General features: G+C 60.5%; 15 protein-coding genes and 1 tRNA gene. 8 read left to right on the top strand and 8 right to left on the bottom strand.

What is annotated here, in order from left to right:
* Window positions 1–82: 82 nt before the first annotated feature.
* Window positions 83–580, bottom strand: a complete 498-nt coding sequence (locus M1P90_RS32125; protein WP_483699891.1) for a ClbS/DfsB family four-helix bundle protein — start codon at window positions 578–580, stop codon at window positions 83–85.
* A 112-nt stretch (window positions 581–692) separates the two neighbouring features.
* Between M1P90_RS32125 and M1P90_RS32130 the strand changes: the two genes are divergently transcribed.
* Window positions 693–2,417: a CocE/NonD family hydrolase gene (locus tag M1P90_RS32130; protein WP_483699892.1), complete on the top strand. Its 1,725-nt coding sequence runs from the start codon at window positions 693–695 to the stop codon at window positions 2,415–2,417.
* A 119-nt stretch (window positions 2,418–2,536) separates the two neighbouring features.
* On the opposite strand, the gene M1P90_RS32135 is transcribed toward M1P90_RS32130, so the two are convergent.
* Complete coding sequence (locus M1P90_RS32135) at window positions 2,537–2,935, bottom strand: hypothetical protein (RefSeq protein ID WP_483699893.1); 399 nt, start codon at window positions 2,933–2,935, stop codon at window positions 2,537–2,539.
* A gap of 246 nt (window positions 2,936–3,181) precedes the next feature.
* Here M1P90_RS32135 and rpsO point away from each other — a divergent pair, with 246 nt between their 5' ends.
* The 4 genes from rpsO (at window position 3,182) to M1P90_RS32155 (ending at window position 6,721) form a co-directional block, all read left to right on the top strand.
* On the top strand, window positions 3,182–3,451 hold the full coding sequence (gene rpsO, locus M1P90_RS32140; RefSeq protein ID WP_483699894.1) for a 30S ribosomal protein S15: 270 nt from the start codon (window positions 3,182–3,184) through the stop codon (window positions 3,449–3,451).
* A gap of 280 nt (window positions 3,452–3,731) precedes the next feature.
* Window positions 3,732–5,984 (top strand): polyribonucleotide nucleotidyltransferase, encoded by a 2,253-nt coding sequence (gene pnp / locus M1P90_RS32145; protein WP_483699895.1) that lies wholly within the window; start codon window positions 3,732–3,734, stop codon window positions 5,982–5,984.
* Between the two features lie 124 nt (window positions 5,985–6,108).
* Window positions 6,109–6,183 (top strand) — tRNA-Gly (locus M1P90_RS32150).
* A gap of 115 nt (window positions 6,184–6,298) precedes the next feature.
* Window positions 6,299–6,721, top strand: a complete 423-nt coding sequence (locus tag M1P90_RS32155; RefSeq protein WP_483699896.1) for a response regulator — start codon at window positions 6,299–6,301, stop codon at window positions 6,719–6,721.
* Window positions 6,722–6,782: 61 nt separating this feature from the next.
* Here M1P90_RS32155 and M1P90_RS32160 read toward each other — a convergent pair whose 3' ends face one another.
* The 3 genes from M1P90_RS32160 to M1P90_RS32170 all read right to left on the bottom strand — a co-directional run bounded on the left by M1P90_RS32160 (window position 6,783) and on the right by M1P90_RS32170 (window position 9,142).
* Window positions 6,783–7,232: a Fur family transcriptional regulator gene (locus M1P90_RS32160; protein WP_483699897.1), complete on the bottom strand. Its 450-nt coding sequence runs from the start codon at window positions 7,230–7,232 to the stop codon at window positions 6,783–6,785.
* A gap of 283 nt (window positions 7,233–7,515) precedes the next feature.
* On the bottom strand, window positions 7,516–8,094 hold the full coding sequence (locus M1P90_RS32165) for a hypothetical protein (protein ID WP_483699898.1): 579 nt from the start codon (window positions 8,092–8,094) through the stop codon (window positions 7,516–7,518).
* A 367-nt stretch (window positions 8,095–8,461) separates the two neighbouring features.
* Window positions 8,462–9,142 (bottom strand): hypothetical protein, encoded by a 681-nt coding sequence (locus M1P90_RS32170; protein ID WP_483699899.1) that lies wholly within the window; start codon window positions 9,140–9,142, stop codon window positions 8,462–8,464.
* Window positions 9,143–9,390: 248 nt separating this feature from the next.
* Here M1P90_RS32170 and M1P90_RS32175 point away from each other — a divergent pair, with 248 nt between their 5' ends.
* Window positions 9,391–9,753 carry a response regulator gene (locus M1P90_RS32175; protein ID WP_483699901.1) on the top strand — a complete coding sequence of 121 codons (363 nt, stop codon included), beginning with the start codon at window positions 9,391–9,393 and terminating at the stop codon, window positions 9,751–9,753.
* A gap of 63 nt (window positions 9,754–9,816) precedes the next feature.
* Here the strand turns inward: M1P90_RS32175 and guaB are convergent, their stop codons facing one another.
* The 3 genes from guaB to aroF form a co-directional block, all read right to left on the bottom strand.
* The gene (gene guaB, locus M1P90_RS32180) at window positions 9,817–11,292 is read right to left on the bottom strand and encodes an IMP dehydrogenase (RefSeq protein WP_483699903.1); all 1,476 of its coding nucleotides are present in this window, start codon (window positions 11,290–11,292) and stop codon (window positions 9,817–9,819) included.
* Window positions 11,293–11,509: 217 nt separating this feature from the next.
* Window positions 11,510–11,779 carry an acyl-CoA-binding protein gene (locus M1P90_RS32185; RefSeq protein WP_483699904.1) on the bottom strand — a complete coding sequence of 90 codons (270 nt, stop codon included), beginning with the start codon at window positions 11,777–11,779 and terminating at the stop codon, window positions 11,510–11,512.
* 29 nt (window positions 11,780–11,808) lie between these two features.
* Entirely contained in the window at window positions 11,809–12,876 is a 1,068-nt protein-coding gene (aroF, locus tag M1P90_RS32190) for a 3-deoxy-7-phosphoheptulonate synthase (RefSeq protein WP_483699905.1), read from the bottom strand.
* Window positions 12,877–13,206: 330 nt separating this feature from the next.
* Between aroF and M1P90_RS32195 the strand changes: the two genes are divergently transcribed.
* Window positions 13,207–13,947 carry a DUF4388 domain-containing protein gene (locus tag M1P90_RS32195; protein ID WP_483699906.1) on the top strand — a complete coding sequence of 247 codons (741 nt, stop codon included), beginning with the start codon at window positions 13,207–13,209 and terminating at the stop codon, window positions 13,945–13,947.
* 319 nt (window positions 13,948–14,266) lie between these two features.
* On the top strand, window positions 14,267–15,982 hold the full coding sequence (locus tag M1P90_RS32200; protein ID WP_483699908.1) for a hypothetical protein: 1,716 nt from the start codon (window positions 14,267–14,269) through the stop codon (window positions 15,980–15,982).
* Window positions 15,983–16,014 lie beyond the last annotated feature (32 nt).

Here is a 16,014-nt window from a genome sequence, read left to right on the forward strand (position 1 = left end):
AGAAGCCACAGAGCGCACCGTGGCCACTGAGAAGAAAATAAACTCAGTGGCCTCGGTGCGCTCTGTGATTTTTCGCTCGGCGCTATTTGTTCTGCGCCTGAATCGCCGGCAGGTGCTCGGCATAATGCTCGTAGGTGTCGCCCGCGATCAGCTCCAGCACCGAGCCGCCCAGCAGCGTGCTGAGCGCGCCGGTATCGCCCAGGTCGGCGTCGCGCAGGCGCGCCAGCGTTGCCACTGCCCGCGCATACGAATGCTCCAGATCGGCACGGATCGTATTGGCCGGCAGGTCGCGGGTGGCGGCATAGTGCGCGGCGTTCACCCGGTCGACCGTTGCAGCAATTTCTTCGCCCGGCTCGCTCAGTGGCGTGGGCGCGCTGCCGCTCAATACCGCTTCCAGCAGCGCGGCCATGCGGTTGTGCCAGAAGCTCACATGCGCCAGAATGTCCTTCACCGACCACTCGTCCTGCGCGCCGGGCCGCTCGATCTGCGCGGCGCTTAGCGCATCCACCGCGCCAGTAAACTCGGCATAGCTCCCTGCCACGCGCTCGCGCAGTGCGGCTGCGCTCATAGAATCGCCCATTGGCTTGCTCCTTTGCTGTATGGTGCCTGATCTTACACAGCCGGGCGCTTGCGTGTTTCGCGCCGTGCAGTACAATACGCCAACCCCCACGCTATTATAAGGAAGACGAACAATGAGCGACCAGATTTCGGTTGAGTTCGACGTTCCTGCCGCCATGCGCGATGGCGTCGAGCTGCGCGCAAATATCTTTCGCCCCGCCGATGGTGGCCCCTACCCGGTGGCGCTGGTGCGCACACCCTACGGCAAGGATTTTGCCAGCGTGCTGCCCGTGGGCGATGCCCTGCGCATGGCGCGCGCCGGATATATTGTGGTGGTGCAGGATGTGCGTGGTCGCTTTCGCTCGGGCGGCGCGTGGGCAGTATTTGAAAACGAAGCCAGCGACGGCTACGACAGCGTGGAGTGGGCCGCGCGCCTGCCTGGCTCGACCGGCGCAGTGGGCATGTATGGCCTGTCCTACCTCGGCTTCACGCAGTGGATGGCCGCCCAGTCTGCGCCGCCGAGCCTGCGCGCAATCGTGCCCGCGCTGACGTGGTGGAACGCGCTCGACGGCACGGTTGGGCGCGGCGGCGCGCTTGAGCTGGGCCTGCAAGCCTACTGGCAGCTGAACGCGCTGGCGCTCGACGTGGCGGTGCGGCGCGCTGCCGGCCAGCCGCCCGCCGAGCTGATGCAGGCCCTGGCGGAGGTGGTAAACGAGATCGACGGGCTGCGGGGCGAGGGTTACGGCGCGCTGCCGCTGGGCGAGTTTGCGCCACTGGCGCGCACGGGCATGCTGGGCGATTTGCAGGCCGCGCTGGCGAATGCCGAAAACCCGGCCTACCTCGCGCCCTACTCCATCCGCGCGGGCTACGCGAATGTGCAGGTGCCCGCGCTCGTCGTCGGCGGCTGGTACGACATCTTCACGGGTGGCTCGCTCCAGAGCTTTGCGGCCCTGCGCGGCGCGGGCAGCACCCCGGCCGCCCGCCAGTCGAAGCTGGTGATGGGGCCGTGGTCGCATGTGAACTACTCAAACGCCGTGGGCGATCTCGACTTTGGCTTTCGCGCGCAGATGGCGCTGATGAACCTGCAAAGCGACCTGACCGGCCTGACGCTGCGCTGGTTCGATCACTGGCTGAAAGGCGTGGAAAACGGCATTGCCGCCGAGCCGCCGGTGCGCCTGTTTGTGATGGGCGCGAATAGCTGGCGCGACGAGGCCGAATGGCCGCTGGCCCGCGCTGTGAATACGCCCTTCTACCTGCGCGCAGGCGGCGCGCTGTCGGCCGAGCCACCCGCCGCCGAGCCGCCCGACGGTTTCGTTTACGACCCGGCCAACCCCACGCCAACGCTTGGCGGCAACCTGCTGATGCACACCCTTTACAATCCCGGCCCACGCGACCAGCGCCCAGTCGAGGCGCGTGCCGACGTGCTGAGCTACACCACTCCCCCGCTCGAGCGCGACACCGAAGTGACTGGCCCGCTGCTGGTCAAGCTGTGGGCCACCAGCGACGCGCCCGACACCGACTTTGTGGCGCGGCTCGTAGATGTGCATCCGAACGGCTTCGCGCAAAACCTGGCCGACGGCATTGTGCGGGCGCGCTACCGCAACGGCCCGCGCGCCGAGCCGCTCGAACCCGGCCAGCCCACCGAGTTCACCATCGACCTGTGGGCAACGGCGAATGTCTTCAAAGTCGGCCACTGCATCCGGGTCGATATTGCCAGCGCCAGCTTCCCGCGCTGGGATCGCAACCTGAACACCGGCGAAGACCCTGCCACCGCCACGGCTATGCGCCCGGCGCAGCAGCACATCTTGCACGACGCCGCGCACCCATCGCATATTCTGCTGCCGATTGTGCCGGGATAAAGTCGCAGGTTGGCAGGTTAGCGGGTTGCAGGTTGGCATAGTGCAACACTCCGAATAATCCGAAGAGTACTTGGAAACTGCTGCCTGCAACCTGCTGACTCCTCGTTCCTGACCACTGGCTAAAACGGCGCCTCGTCGCTCGCGGGCTTGCGCGCGCTGCCCGGCGGCACAATCCGCAGCTGCCCGGCGCGGGCGCTTTCCTTGCGCGCCCGCAATATCAGGTTCGCGATCTCATCCTCGCCGCGCGCCTGCAAATATTCCACAATGCCATCAATTTCTTTTGCATCGTAGCGGGTTGAAACGCCTGGCGAGGTGATCGTCAGCCGGTAGCCCTCCGACTCGGCGCGGCCGCCCATTTCGGCCAGCACCTCGGAGATCTGGGCGCGCAGCTCGGCCTTTTCCGCCTCAAGCGGCGCAATCTGCGATTCAACCTCGCCAAGATCGGACAGCAGGCGGCGCATTGCTTCGCGGTGGCTGATCGCGCCGGATTGCCAGCTGGGAAAAGAATCGCTTGGCATACAGCAAACCTTTCGTTGAGCGAGACCATTCGAAAGCAAGGCGTTTGAGCAGGGTAGCAAGCTGAAAAGAAAACTATACCATATCTCAATCCCAATTTTGGTTCTGCTTTCGGTTGCTTTCAAGCCCAGAAAAGCGATATGAACACACAATGTGCGCAAAATTGCAAGATATGCTATAATGCCGTCTGGCTTACAACAGAACGACGGGCTGCGCCAGGCCTGCTCGCGATTAGTAAGGAGACATCTGTGGCGCTGGAAAAAGAAGAAAAGACTGGTATCATCACCGATTACCAGGTTCATGGTGCCGACACCGGCTCCCCCGAGGTGCAGGTTGCCCTCCTGACTGAGCGGATTAATCAGCTCATTGAACATTTGAAAACACACGCGCACGATCATCACTCGCGCCGTGGTTTGTTGAAACTGGTGGGTCGCCGGCGCCGCTTGCTGGCCTACCTGAGCAGCAAAGATAAAGATCGCTATCGGCAGCTGATCGAGCGGTTGGGTCTGCGCCGCTAATGCGCGAGAGCGGTCGAACGAGGATGCTATCAGCCCAGTTGCTGACCAACCAGGCTGGAATGTCGCGTCGACCATTCCTCACGCATGTTCAATTTGGCTCGTGTTGCGCAAGCCCAGAGCATAGTGCCCTGGGCTTGCGTCTGTTGTAGGTTCGTGTTTATTCGTTTGGGGCCGTTAGGGATTGGAGCTTGAACGGGAAGGCCCATGCCAGCCCGCGCAGCCTCCAGTACCTAACGACCCATCACAAGCCGCAAGGTGCGGCTCACCAAGGAAAGGGTGTATGTCAGAACGGCAAATTCATTCCGTCAGCGCTGAGATAGCTGGACGGACGCTGACCCTCGAGGCGGGTCGGCTGGCCGAGCAGGCCGATGGTGCGGTGACTGTTCGCTATGGTGATACGGTATTGCTGGCCACAGTGGTCGGCGCAAAAGAGCCACGCGAAGGGATCGATTTCTTCCCGCTGACCGTCGATTACGAAGAGCGCATGTACTCGGCCGGCAAGATCCCCGGCAGCTTCTTCAAGCGCGAAGGCCGCCCCACAACCACCGCCATTCTCACGGCGCGCCTCACCGACCGCCCGCTGCGCCCGCTCTTCCCCAAGGGCTACCGCAACGAAGTGCAGGTCATCATCACCACCTTCTCGATTGACATGATCAACGACCCGGGCCCGCTGGCGATCATTGGTGCCTCGGCGGCGCTGGCGATCTCCGACATCCCGTTCGCCGGCCCGGTCGGCGCGGCGCTGGTTGGCCACCTCGACGGCCAGCTGGTGATGAACCCCGAAATGCCCGACATGGCAAACAGCCGGCTCGACCTGGTTGTGGCTGGCACCAAAGAGGCCGTGCTGATGGTTGAAGCGGGCGCGCACGAGCTGACCGAAGACGAAATGCTCGACGCTGTCATGCAGGGCCACGCGATCTGCAAGCAGATCTGCGAGCTGCAAGAGCAGCTGGTGGCGCTGGCCGGCCGGCCCAAGCGCGAGTTCGTCGCGCCCGCCGCCGACACCTCGCTGAATGAGGCTGTCACCAGCTACATGGGCCGCCGCCTGAAAGACGCGATCAACAACTCGAACAAAGGCTCGCGCGACGAGGCCACCGAAGCACTGCGCCAGGACGTCCTCGCGCACTTCACCGCCGACGAGCCCGAGGAAGAAATGCCCGCGCGCGTCAAGGCGGTGCAGAAGGCGTTCGATGCGCTGCTGAAGGAAGAAGTTCGCTCAACGATCCTTGAGCGCGGCCAGCGCGTCGACGGTCGCAACACCACCGAGATCCGCCCGATCTCGATCGACACCGGTGTTGTGCCGCGCGTGCATGGCACGGGCCTCTTCACCCGCGGCCAGACGCAGGTGCTCACCATCACTACGCTTGGCGCGCCAGGCGACGAGCAGCGCCTCGACGATCTTGGCATCGAGACGACCAAGCGCTACATCCATCACTACAACTTCCCGCCCTACAGCACTGGCGAAGCGCGCCGCATTGGCTCGCCGCGCCGCCGCGACATTGGGCACGGCGCGCTGGCCGAGCGCTCGCTGCTGGCGGTTCTGCCCAGCAAGGACGAATTTCCCTACACGATGCGCCTGGTCTCCGAGGTGCTTTCGTCGAACGGCTCCTCGTCCATGGCGTCGGTCTGCGGCTCCAGCCTCTCGCTGATGGACGCAGGCGTGCCGATCAAGCGGCATGTCGCGGGCGTCGCGATGGGCCTGATCACCGGCCCCGAAGGCCAGTGGAAGGTGCTGACCGACATTCAGGGCCTGGAAGACGCGCTCGGCGACATGGACTTCAAGGTCGCCGGTACGAGCGAAGGTGTCACCGGGCTGCAGATGGATATCAAGACCACGGGCATCACCTATGACATCATGCGCCAGGCGTTTGCGCAGGCCCGCGATGGCCGGCTGTTTATTCTCGGCAAGATGGAAGCGGCGATCAGCTCGCCGCGCGAAGATCTGTCGGAATTCGCGCCGCGCATCATCACAATCCAGATCAATCCCGAAAAGATCGGTGCGCTGATCGGCCCGGGTGGCAAGACCATCCGTGGCATCACCGAGAGCACTGGCGCACAGATCGATGTCGAGGACGACGGCCGCGTGTTTGTCTCGACCGCCGACGGCGAAGGCGCGAAGAAAGCCGTCTCATTGATCGAGGCGCTGACGCGCGAGATCAAGATCGGCGACGTCTTCCTGGGCAAGGTTGTACGAATTATGCCGTTTGGCGCGTTCGTCAACCTCGTTCCTGGCAAAGACGGCATGGTCCACGTTTCCGAGCTGGACGTTAACCGCGTCGAGAATGTGGAAGACGTCGTCAACCTGGGCGACGAAATCAACGTCATGGTCATTGGCGTTGACTCTGGCACTGGCAAGGTCAGCCTCTCGCGCCGCGCAATCCTCACGGGCGAGTCGCCCGAGGAGCGCCGGGCCGCAGGCGGCGCGCCGCGCTCGGGTGGCGGTGGCCGTGGTGGCCCCGGCGGCGGCGATCGTGGCCGCGGCGGCCCGCCCCGCAATGGCGACCGCGATCGGCCGCGCCGGCGCGATTTCTAAGTACCACTACATCATCGTGTTACAGCCCCGGGCAAAATATATTGCTCGGGGCTGTTATTTTGCGCATGCCGGGGCGTTTTACGCTCCTTGACAAGCCTCTTGAAAACTGCTAGAGTAGGGGCGCGCGGGAGTGGCGCAATGGTAGCGCATCTGCTTCCCAAGCAGAGGGCTGCGGGTTCGAATCCCGTCTCCCGCTCCACTAGTACAGGCGTGCGATTGCACGCCTGTATTTTTTACCGCTTATGGTTGCTTCGTTGGTAATACAGCACTAGTATGATGGCTACAGTTCTTATAAGGACTTGAGAGGAACTGCCATGATAGCAACAAACAACCAAGTCAGTGCCACTCGTGAGATCACGGCTGCGGGAAAACCCAAAGTACTCATCGTTGAAGATGATGTCGACACCCGATTGATAGCGCGTCGCGCGCTAACACTCCACGGCTACGATGTGATTGAGGCTGGGGATGGCGTCAGTGCTTTTGAGCTTGCCAGGCGGCAATGTCCCGCGCTCATCGTTCTTGACATGGGCCTTCCCGGCATAGACGGTTGGACAGTGGCTGGCGATATTCGTGCCGAACCCGCGCTTCAGCACGTTCCAATTCTTGCCATTACGGGCTACGGGATGGCTACCGCCCACCGCGCTGCTATTGAATATGGCTGCACGCAGGCTATTTGCAAGCCATTCAAGATGAATACGTTTGTGCAAGTTGTAAGCCAGTTGCTCACAGCACAATAACGCATCTATTCAACGACACATAAGCGCCAGAACAAACTATGCGTCTTCGCGTACTGAATGTTTATACTTGGCGCTGGCAAACTTGGCAAAGACCGTATATTTCGAGCCAATGCCCATCGACTCGAAAATTCAGTCGTTTCGCCAAACCCCCTACCAAAACATCAATATCACATCCTTCAAATGCGGTAGCAGCGCCACATTTGCGGCATATAAGGTGATGTTGATGCCTCTGCTCAATAGGTACATAAGCGTGGTCGTCGGGCGTTGTACTTGAGCGCGCAGAGCTCCAATGAACGCGCGCGAGCCAGTGATCATCATAGAGCAATTCGACTGTTCGGTAGACAGTGGCCCGACCAATTGGGCCTTGCTCCCCCCCTGCATCCTTAAATAATTCCTCAGCGCTAAATGGGTGATTATACTGCGCCATAAGTTCGAGAATAGTGCGGCGTGGCGCGGTAACACGATGCCCTTGAGCACTTAGGTAGGACAATACTTGTTCAACCCAAGCCATAAAAACCTTCTTAATCCCTCACAAAATCAGTTCTATGCACAATTCGCGTATATTGCTGTGCGCGAAAAAGTATTTTGCGCGGCGGCAGCAGAGAAAATACGCTGGCGCACCTCAACAAGCAGAACTGCGAGCCAAAACCTACTATAAGCCAATTGAGTTGCACATAAGAGTAGTGTGGAAAAACACGTTCCGGTGATTATTATAGCATGAGCTTCACAACGCCAAATGGCGCGATCTGTTACGATCGCGCCACGCTATTTTGCGCCTTTAGGTGAGGCTTCAGTTAGGGAAAAACAATCCCATCGGCTGGGTCGAGGCCTACGTGTGCGGAATGGAACGCCAGCGCAGCTTTAAGAGAAGCAATTTTACCGCCAGCAGTCAGATCGCTGAATGTGCGCGCGAGGTGCGGCGATTTTCCCTCGTATATACGCACAAACCAACCGTGAGTACCACCATGGACGCGATTGTTGAGCATTTTGGTGGGCTGATCAACGCGGGTAATTCCTTTGAGCCGCCCAAGGTGCGCCGCAATCGTGCTTTTTGAAGTCCAGATCATGGCGTTGTTAATAGCAATCTGGACATGTGTCCAGATGCCATCTTGACGTATTCGCACGTCAAACACAACGCCAATAGCTTCCTCGGGAGGTGAGCCAGCAGGCGCACGGAGGCGCACGACATCGCCCACGCGCGGAATCATGCTGAGTGGACGCGGTTTGCCGCTTAGAAAGATCATCGCAGGGCGTTCAACCCAAGTATAGCGATCATCAGCGGCGCGCGAGCGAATTGCTGGGGCAGAGGCCCAAGCTTTTGCATCTTCTGGTGAGACTTTGCGAAATGTTGGCATAACTTCAAACCACATCATGGTGTTGGCGCGTGCGGGGGCACGCAGCGACTGTCGGACAGGGACAAGCCGTTGAAGCGACTAAAAATGCCCGCAGGAATGAGATGCGAGCAGACTATGCTTATTGTAACATATCCTTTGTGATTCGAAATGGGTATTTAGTACTGTGCGAGTATTATATAGGCTGAATTTATCTAACTTCAATTGCCGCCGCCCTGCGATTTAGCCTCGATACGGCGTGCAGCTAATGCGCAATCGTTTCTCAGTGCACTCTGAGATGCTGTTCGATTGGTAAAACGTTGGGGCACCGGTCAATTCAATAACCGGTGCCCCAAGAAGATTAGCATTGATGTGTCACTCAGGTGGCCGCGAAATAGTTTGGCGTTTCTTACGATTTGAAGCGATTGCGCAGTTTATCGGTGAAGCTTTGGGCGGTACCGACAACGGTTTCGCCAACCTTGCGCGAACTGTCAATGACCTGACCAGCCTGGGTACCAACCTCGGTACCAAAGTCGCGGGTGCGGTTCCATGCCTGTTCGGTTTGCTCATAGCTGGCGCGCAGCTTCGCTGGCCCCTGCTTGCGAACCGTGCGGGCAGCCTGTTCAGCCCGGGTTGCGCCTTGCGCTACCATACCCGGCGCCTGCTTGCGAACCGTGCGGGCAGCCTGCTCCACCCGTGATGCCCCATTCACAAGCACACCAGGCCCATTTTTGCGGAGCGATCGGCCCCACTGCTCAAGCTGTGAACCGCTGCGTTCGACATACGATGGGCCTTGCTTGCGAATTGTGCGAGCTGCTTGTTCAACCTGCCCGGCACCGCGCTCGACCAGCGAAGGCGCTTTTTTGCGAACGGTACGAGCAGCCTGCTCGGCGCGGCTTGCGGCATTGGCCAGTGTCGCTTCTGCCTGCTGAATGCGTGTTGGTGGGCGACGCGTGCGCACTGCCAGCCACACGCCTACGATAATAGCCAGCACGGCGCTAAGACCGCCAGCTAACATAATTGTTTGCTGGTGCTTCTGCTCTTGGGCGCGCTCATAGTAGGATGGTGAATTAAACTCAATGCTGCTCATCGACTGCCTTCCTTCCTAGCTAGTTCTGTTATAGCTCCACGAAAGTGCTTACAAATGTTTGCTGCCAAACTTCAATTTTGATGTTCAGAGCAATTTTTCTTCTTCCTACATATTTGCAAGCTTCGTGCCAAGCATGCACAGAAAATCAGTCTCGATACTGATGCCGACAATTGCCAAATTGGTTAAGGTCTCATACAGGCGTTTGTATATGGGCTTGCTTGGTAGCTGATTAGCGAAAACATACAGCTATGGCTTGGATCCTGGTAGTTGACGACGAGTATGTGCTCGTAGAAATGGTTGCCTCCCTGATTGAGGACCTTGGCTTTCGTCCCGCGATGGCCGCGAATGGCGAGGAAGCACTCCAGCAGCTGCTCGTTGCTTCAGAGCAGCCTGGGCTCGTTATTTCCGATATTATGATGCCACGAATGAATGGGCTTGAATTAGCGACGGCGGTGAAGCACAATCCGCGCCTGCATGATGTGCCAGTTGTGCTGATGAGCGCAGCCGGCAAGCCGCCAGATGTGAGCATTGCCGACGAATTTATTCATAAGCCGTTCGATATGGATGAATTAGCTGGGCTGATCGAACGATATATGCAGGATAGCGAGTAACCTCGAGTGCCACATAAGAGAAGCCCCGGCCAGCAATATGCGCTGGCCGGGGCTTTCCTGCGTTTATCGGCGCTCGTAGTTTGGGGCTTCTTTGGTGATGGTAACGTCATGGGGATGGCTTTCGACCAGGCCTGCCATTGAGATGCGAATGAAACGCGCATCGCGGCGGAGCGCCTCTATATCTTTTGCGCCAACATAGCCCATGCCCGAGCGCAGACCGCCGACAAGCTGGAAGATGGTGTCGCCAAGCACGCCTTTGTAAGGCACCATGCCTTCAATTCCTTCGGCAACGAGCTTTTTACCAGTGCCAGCGCTCTGGAAGTAGCGGTCGCCGCTTCCGCGCTGCATTGCGCCAATCGAGCCCATGCCACGGTAGCTCTTGTAGCTGCGCCCTTCATAAAGAATGGTCTCGCCCGGGCTTTCCTCGGTGCCGGCGAAGAGCGAGCCGATCATCACGCTGTGCGCGCCGGCTGCGAGTGCCTTAGCGATATCACCGCTGTACTTGATGCCGCCATCGGCAATAATTGGCACGCCGAAGCGCTCGGCCACGCGCGCGCAATCGCTGATCGCGGTGATTTGCGGCATGCCCGAGCCCGACACTACGCGGGTCGTGCAGATGCTGCCGGGGCCCTGCCCAACCTTGACGGCATCGACGCCGCGCTCGCAGAGCGCGGCAGTGGCTGCGCCGGTGGACACATTGCCCGCCACAATTTGCATATCGGCGAAGGCTTCACGCACGCGCAGCACTGCTTCCAGCACGCCCTGCGAATGGCCGTGCGCCGTGTCGATTACCAGCACGTCGGTGCCAAGTTTCACCAGTGTCGCCGCGCGCTCAAGGAAATCGCCGGAAGCGCCAATGGCCGCGCCAACGCGCAGGCGGCCCTGCTCATCTTTGCAGGCGTTCGGGTGCTCGATCTGCTTCATAATATCTTTCACGGTGATCATGCCGGAAAGTTTGCCGCGCCGATCGACAACCAGCAGCTTTTCGATGCGGTGCTTGTGCAGGATTTCTTTGGCTTGTTCAAGCGTAGTGCCTTCGGCAACGGTAACAAGATTTTGGGCAGTCATCAGCTCGCGAATCGGCCGGCTGCGCTCGGTTTCAAAGCGCAAATCGCGATTGGTGAGAATGCCAACCAGCTCGCGCTCGGCGTTGGTGATGGGAATACCCGAAATGCGATACTCGGCCATGAGATCGAGAGCATCGCCAACGGTTTTGTCTGGCCCCATGGTGATTGGGTCGGTGATCATGCCGCTTTCGGAACGCTTGACTTTGCGCACCATTTCGGCCTGCTCGTCGATCGAAACGTTTTTGTGAATAAAGCCAATTCCGCCTTCGCGGGCCAGCGCGATGGCGAGCCGATGTTCGGTGACGGTATCCATAGCCGAACTGGTGATAGGAATATTCATGCGAATATTGCGTGTGAGCAGCGTGCCGACATCGGCGCGCGAGGGCAGCACATGCGACTCCGCTGGCACGAGCAGCACGTCATCGAATGTCAGCCCATCGCGCGCGTATTTGTCGTCCCAATCGATTGACATGATCTCTCCTTTACGAAGGTTTTGATAATGCAGAAGTATCACACAGTTGTGTTACACGGCCGTCGGTAACAAAAAGCCCCCCGCGCGCTGGGGCGCAGAGGGCAGCAGCAACGACTGCCAGTGTTTTCGATAGATTTATGTAGCGCAGCTGCGGTTGCATGGCTCCACATGAGATGGCGATATGTTCCACGTACTATACGCCGATGGCATCAATTCGTCAACCGCCGTTGGCACCTTTTAGGCGCGCGGCGAGTGCGACATAGCGTCGCATTGCCTCCTCGGCACTGGTGCCTTTGAGTTTATCCCAGGCATCGTACTTAGCTTGGCCGACAGGGTCAAACATGCCAGGCCGCTTGCCTGTTGCGTTGCCCGCAGTGGCCTGCTTGTAGAGGGCGTAAATTTCGAGCAGGGTGGTGTTGTCCGGGCGTTTGGGCAGCGCCTGAATTGCGGTGGCGGCGGCTTCAAACTGGCTTTTGAGATCGCTCATTCTCACATCTTTCTACTCAAACAACGCCTTTATGCGGCAAATGTTGAAGTGAGGGGCTGGGCCATGGGGCGATCGAGCGCGGCAGCAATGCGCTCGACCTGCTGCATCATGGCGGCAAAGCTGGGCGGGGTGAGTGCCTGTTCGCCGTCGCAGGTGGCGAATGCGGGTGCATGGTGCACTTCGACAATCAGGCCATCCGCGCCGGCAGCGACACCCGCCCGTGCAAGCGGCACAACCCGGTCGGCGCGGCCGCTGGCGTGCGATGGATCAACGATTACTGGCAGATGCGAAAGTTGCTTGATCAGCGGAACAGCGTGGAGATCGAGCGTGAAGCGGGCGCTGTCGTCGAATGTGCGGATGCCGCGCTCGCACAGAACAACATTGGGATTGCCTTCCGAGAGAATATACTCGGCGGCCAGCAGCAAATCGGTAACCGTGGCAGCGAAGCCGCGCTTGAGCAGCACAGGCCGGCCACTGCGGCCAACGGCGCGCAGCAAGGGATAATTTTGCATATTGCGCGCGCCAACCTGGAGCATATCGGCGCAGGAAAGCACCATTGGCAGCGTTTCAACGTCCATGATCTCGGTGACGACTGGCAGTCCTGTGACCTCGCGCGCCTCGGCCAGCAAGCGCAAGCCCTCGATGCCAAGCCCCTGGAAGGCGTAGGGCGACGTGCGTGGTTTGTACGCGCCGCCGCGCAGCATCACCGCGCCCGCGTCTTTGACGGCTTGCGCGACTGCCAACACCTGGTCGCGCCCTTCGACGGTGCACGGCCCGGCGATCACGGCAACCGCTGCGCCGCCAATCTCGGCGGGCTGGGCTGCGCCAAGCTCGGTGCCCAGGCGTACAACGGTGTCGGCCTCGTGGAACTCGCGCGACACCAGTTTATAGGGTGCAGTGACGCGGATTAGCTCGCGCACGCCGGGCAAGCGCTCGATGCGGTCGCCGTCGGCGATTGGGCCGCGATTGCCGGTGATGCCAATGGCTGTGCGTGTGGGCCCGGGCATGGGGTTGGCGGTGTACCCAAGTTCGGTAATCGCGCGACAGACCTGCTCGATCTGCTCGGGCGTTGCGCTGGCATTCATCACAACAAGCATGTGTGTATCCTTACTCAACATTGTGCAGGAAGCGAACTATACTACTATTGCTAGTAATCGGCCTGGATTGCATAGCAATTTTGTCATAGTTCGGCGTGCGCGCGAGCAGCGTTGCCGCGCGCGGGCGCAGTGTAACACCGGGCACAGGCGTGGTCAAGCGTCAATGCAACGAGAGACAAGAAAGAATACCGCTTTCTGAAGGGAAATTTCGCACTACCTCTCGCATGCTTAGTAATGAGACGAGTCTCTGTTTGAGGCGTGAAAAATAGTATTGCTATGGTATGGCACCTATGATACGATACCGACACTACCAATAAAGGAGCGCAGCCAGTGCAACTTGAAGGCACGCTTGATACATTTCCACTTCGCGAACTTATTGAGATGGTGGTATATAGCTCGGTGACCGGAGCGCTACAGGTCCAGGTCGATGGCGGCATCGGGCGGCTGTATTTCCGCGATGGCCGGCCCTATCATGCGGTGGCGGGCGAACACACCGGCATCAACGCGGTTGGCGCGATGTTCGAGCAGAAAAACGCGCGCTTTCGGTTCGCAGCCGGCGACGTGAGCACCGACACAACATTGTGGATGGATCCACTGGAGATGATCGAGCACGCCGAGGAACTGGCGCGGCTGTGGCAGAAAGTGCGCCAGGTCATTCCTGATGTTGGCCAAATTCCGTACTTGCTGGGAAATGTTGCGCAGAGCCAGGTTCATATCAATGAAACGACCTGGCCAGTGCTATCAGTAATCGATGGCCAGCGAACGGTGGAAGAAATTTCCGCGCATCTGAATTTGGTTTTGCTCGATACTTGCCTCGCGCTTGTGACCTTGATAGAACAGGGCCTGGTGGGAGTTAAACGTTCGCCCGCAGCGAAACCACCGGCGATTGTGCTCCCGGCGACACTGCCGAAAGCCCCTGAGCCGGCTCCAGCCCCGGCAGTGAACTCTTCTGGATTCCTCGAACGCCTGCTGGCCGATGCGAAAGCAAAGGAGCAGCAGCGCCCGGATCTCACCGATGATCAGGCGCAAGAGAGCAAACAGGTCTATCGCTACGTCGACGATCGACGTTAAGGCGCCACCGTGGCTGCCGGCGCGGCGCCGGCTGATTGCGACAATCCTCTGCTGTACAGGAGTTGCCTGGCTGGCTGGCCCAGCCGGGCATCTGCTTGTGTTGCTGCCGTTTCTTCTGCTTGGCCCCGGCTACCTGCTTGAACGACTTCTGCGGCCTTTTCCTCGGCCCACACCGTTTCTTCTGCCACCAATCTGGGTCGGCCTCAGCCTCAGTGTTATTGCTCTGCTGTATGAATGGGCGACCGCGTTTGGCCTTGCATTAACCCTGCCTGTGCTGGTGCTGCTGGCAATAGCATGCGCTCTGGGATGCATCGCCCGCTTGTGGTGGGGCAATGCAGGCCGCGCCGAGGCACGCGCGCATATCGGTGGGTGGTGGCTGGCGCTCGTGGCGGTGCTCGTGTTTACCGCGTGGACGCGCGTGTATGAAGTGCGCGACCTGGCGCTGCCAAACTGGGTTGATCCAGTGCACCACGCCCTGCTCATTCGTGTGGCGGCGGAGCGCGGGCTTGCGCCGCTCGACTTGCGGCCCTACCTGCCGATTGTGGAACTACCCTACCACTGGGGCTACCATGTGTTTGTCGCGACGCTGATGCGGCTTGCGCAGGCGGAACTGCCGGTGGCGATGCTGTGGAGCGGGCAGGCGCTGAATGTGCTTCAGGCGCTGGCGGCGGCGAGCTTTGCGGCCTACCTGTGGCGGCGACCAGCGGCCGGCGTAGTTGCGGCGATTATAGTTGGGCTGGTTTCGATCATGCCAGCCTATTACGTAAGCTGGGGCCGTTATACACAACTTACTGGCCTGCTGCTGGTGGCACCGATTGCGACGTGCTGGCTGGAGCTGCTGCGCAAACCCTCACGGCGGCTGGTAGCGACACTGGCGATTCTGCTGGCTGGGCTGAGTCTAATCCACTTCATTGTGCTGCTGTTTACCCTCATGTTTATGGCGGTGAGTGGCGCGCTCTGGCTGCTGCGGGCAGAAAAAATTGAACTGCGCGCAGGCGTGCTAGCGGCGGCTGCGGCGGCCGTGCTGGCGCTGGGAATGGCGCTGCCGTGGATGCTGGTGCTGGCGCGCCAAAAGCTGGTGTCGGCGCCCGAAGGCTCGGCGCTGCCGCTGGTGGGCGGGGGCACGTTTAACGCGCTGGACATGAACCTCGTGTGGGCAGGGCAGAACCGCTGGCTGATTGCCGGGGCGCTCGCGGCGGCGCTGTGGGGAATTCGGCGGCACCAGCGCGCCGCGCTTGAGCAGATTGGCTGGGTGGCGGCGCTGGTGGCAAGCGCGAACCCCTGGCTGGCATTGTATGTGCTGCCAGTGGCGGGCGGCGCGCTGGGACTCTGGGCGGCGCTGCGACGGCGCTGGCTGCTGATGCTGCTCGGGTTGTTGTTGGTGCTGGCGAACTCCAGGCTGCTGCGCCTGCCCTACCTTTCGCTGCTGACGAACGAGTCGGTGGTGATCAGCCTGTTTCTGCCGATGGGTGTGCTGATTGGCGGCGCAGCAGCTTGGGCGTGGGACGCGCTGGCCGCGCCGCGCCGCGCGTGGGCGCGAGGGCTGGCGGTGCTGCTGGTGGCGGGCGTGGCGACCTGGGGCGGCTGGAACCTGCGCGACGTGGTGAACCCAAGCACGGTGCTGGTGGGCGCGGGCGACGTGGCGGCGCTGGAGTGGGCGGCCGCGAACACGCCTGCCGATGCACGCTTTCTGGTGAACACTGCTGGCTGGCTGCGCACCGGGCGCGGCAGCGATGCGGGCTGGTGGCTGCTGCCGCTGGCCGGGCGCTGGGTGAGCGCGCCGCCGGTAATTTACGACTATGCGCCGCCCGCGTTTGCCAATGCGGCGCGCGCACGCAATGCCGTGGTGAGTCGCTTCAAGGCGGGGGATGAGCAGGAACTCTACGCGCTGATCGACCGCGAGCGGATCACATATGTGTTTCTGGGGACGCACGGTGGGCCGCTGAGCGCGGCGGCTTTCCCGGCCAGCGCGGGCTTTGATAAGGTGTACGAGCGCGACGGCGCGACGATTTTTGCGGTGCGTCGCGCGAAGTAGAATACCCATCCACAGATTTCGCAGATTTTAGA

The organism is Kouleothrix sp. 19917 (assembly GCF_057073505.1).

What these genes read in the sequence shown, in the direction of transcription:
- M1P90_RS32125 (WP_483699891.1), bottom strand. Translation starts at nt 580, where the DNA reads ATGGGCGATTCTATGAGCGCAGCCGCACTGCGCGAGCGCGTGGCAGGG.
- M1P90_RS32130 (WP_483699892.1), top strand. Translation starts at nt 693, where the DNA reads ATGAGCGACCAGATTTCGGTTGAGTTCGACGTTCCTGCCGCCATGCGC.
- M1P90_RS32135 (WP_483699893.1), bottom strand. Translation starts at nt 2,935, where the DNA reads ATGCCAAGCGATTCTTTTCCCAGCTGGCAATCCGGCGCGATCAGCCAC.
- pnp (WP_483699895.1), top strand. Translation starts at nt 3,732, where the DNA reads ATGTCAGAACGGCAAATTCATTCCGTCAGCGCTGAGATAGCTGGACGG.
- M1P90_RS32155 (WP_483699896.1), top strand. Translation starts at nt 6,299, where the DNA reads ATGATAGCAACAAACAACCAAGTCAGTGCCACTCGTGAGATCACGGCT.
- M1P90_RS32160 (WP_483699897.1), bottom strand. Translation starts at nt 7,232, where the DNA reads ATGGCTTGGGTTGAACAAGTATTGTCCTACCTAAGTGCTCAAGGGCAT.
- M1P90_RS32165 (WP_483699898.1), bottom strand. Translation starts at nt 8,094, where the DNA reads ATGATGTGGTTTGAAGTTATGCCAACATTTCGCAAAGTCTCACCAGAA.
- M1P90_RS32170 (WP_483699899.1), bottom strand. Translation starts at nt 9,142, where the DNA reads ATGAGCAGCATTGAGTTTAATTCACCATCCTACTATGAGCGCGCCCAA.
- M1P90_RS32175 (WP_483699901.1), top strand. Translation starts at nt 9,391, where the DNA reads ATGGCTTGGATCCTGGTAGTTGACGACGAGTATGTGCTCGTAGAAATG.
- guaB (WP_483699903.1), bottom strand. Translation starts at nt 11,292, where the DNA reads ATGTCAATCGATTGGGACGACAAATACGCGCGCGATGGGCTGACATTC.
- M1P90_RS32185 (WP_483699904.1), bottom strand. Translation starts at nt 11,779, where the DNA reads ATGAGCGATCTCAAAAGCCAGTTTGAAGCCGCCGCCACCGCAATTCAG.
- aroF (WP_483699905.1), bottom strand. Translation starts at nt 12,876, where the DNA reads ATGCTTGTTGTGATGAATGCCAGCGCAACGCCCGAGCAGATCGAGCAG.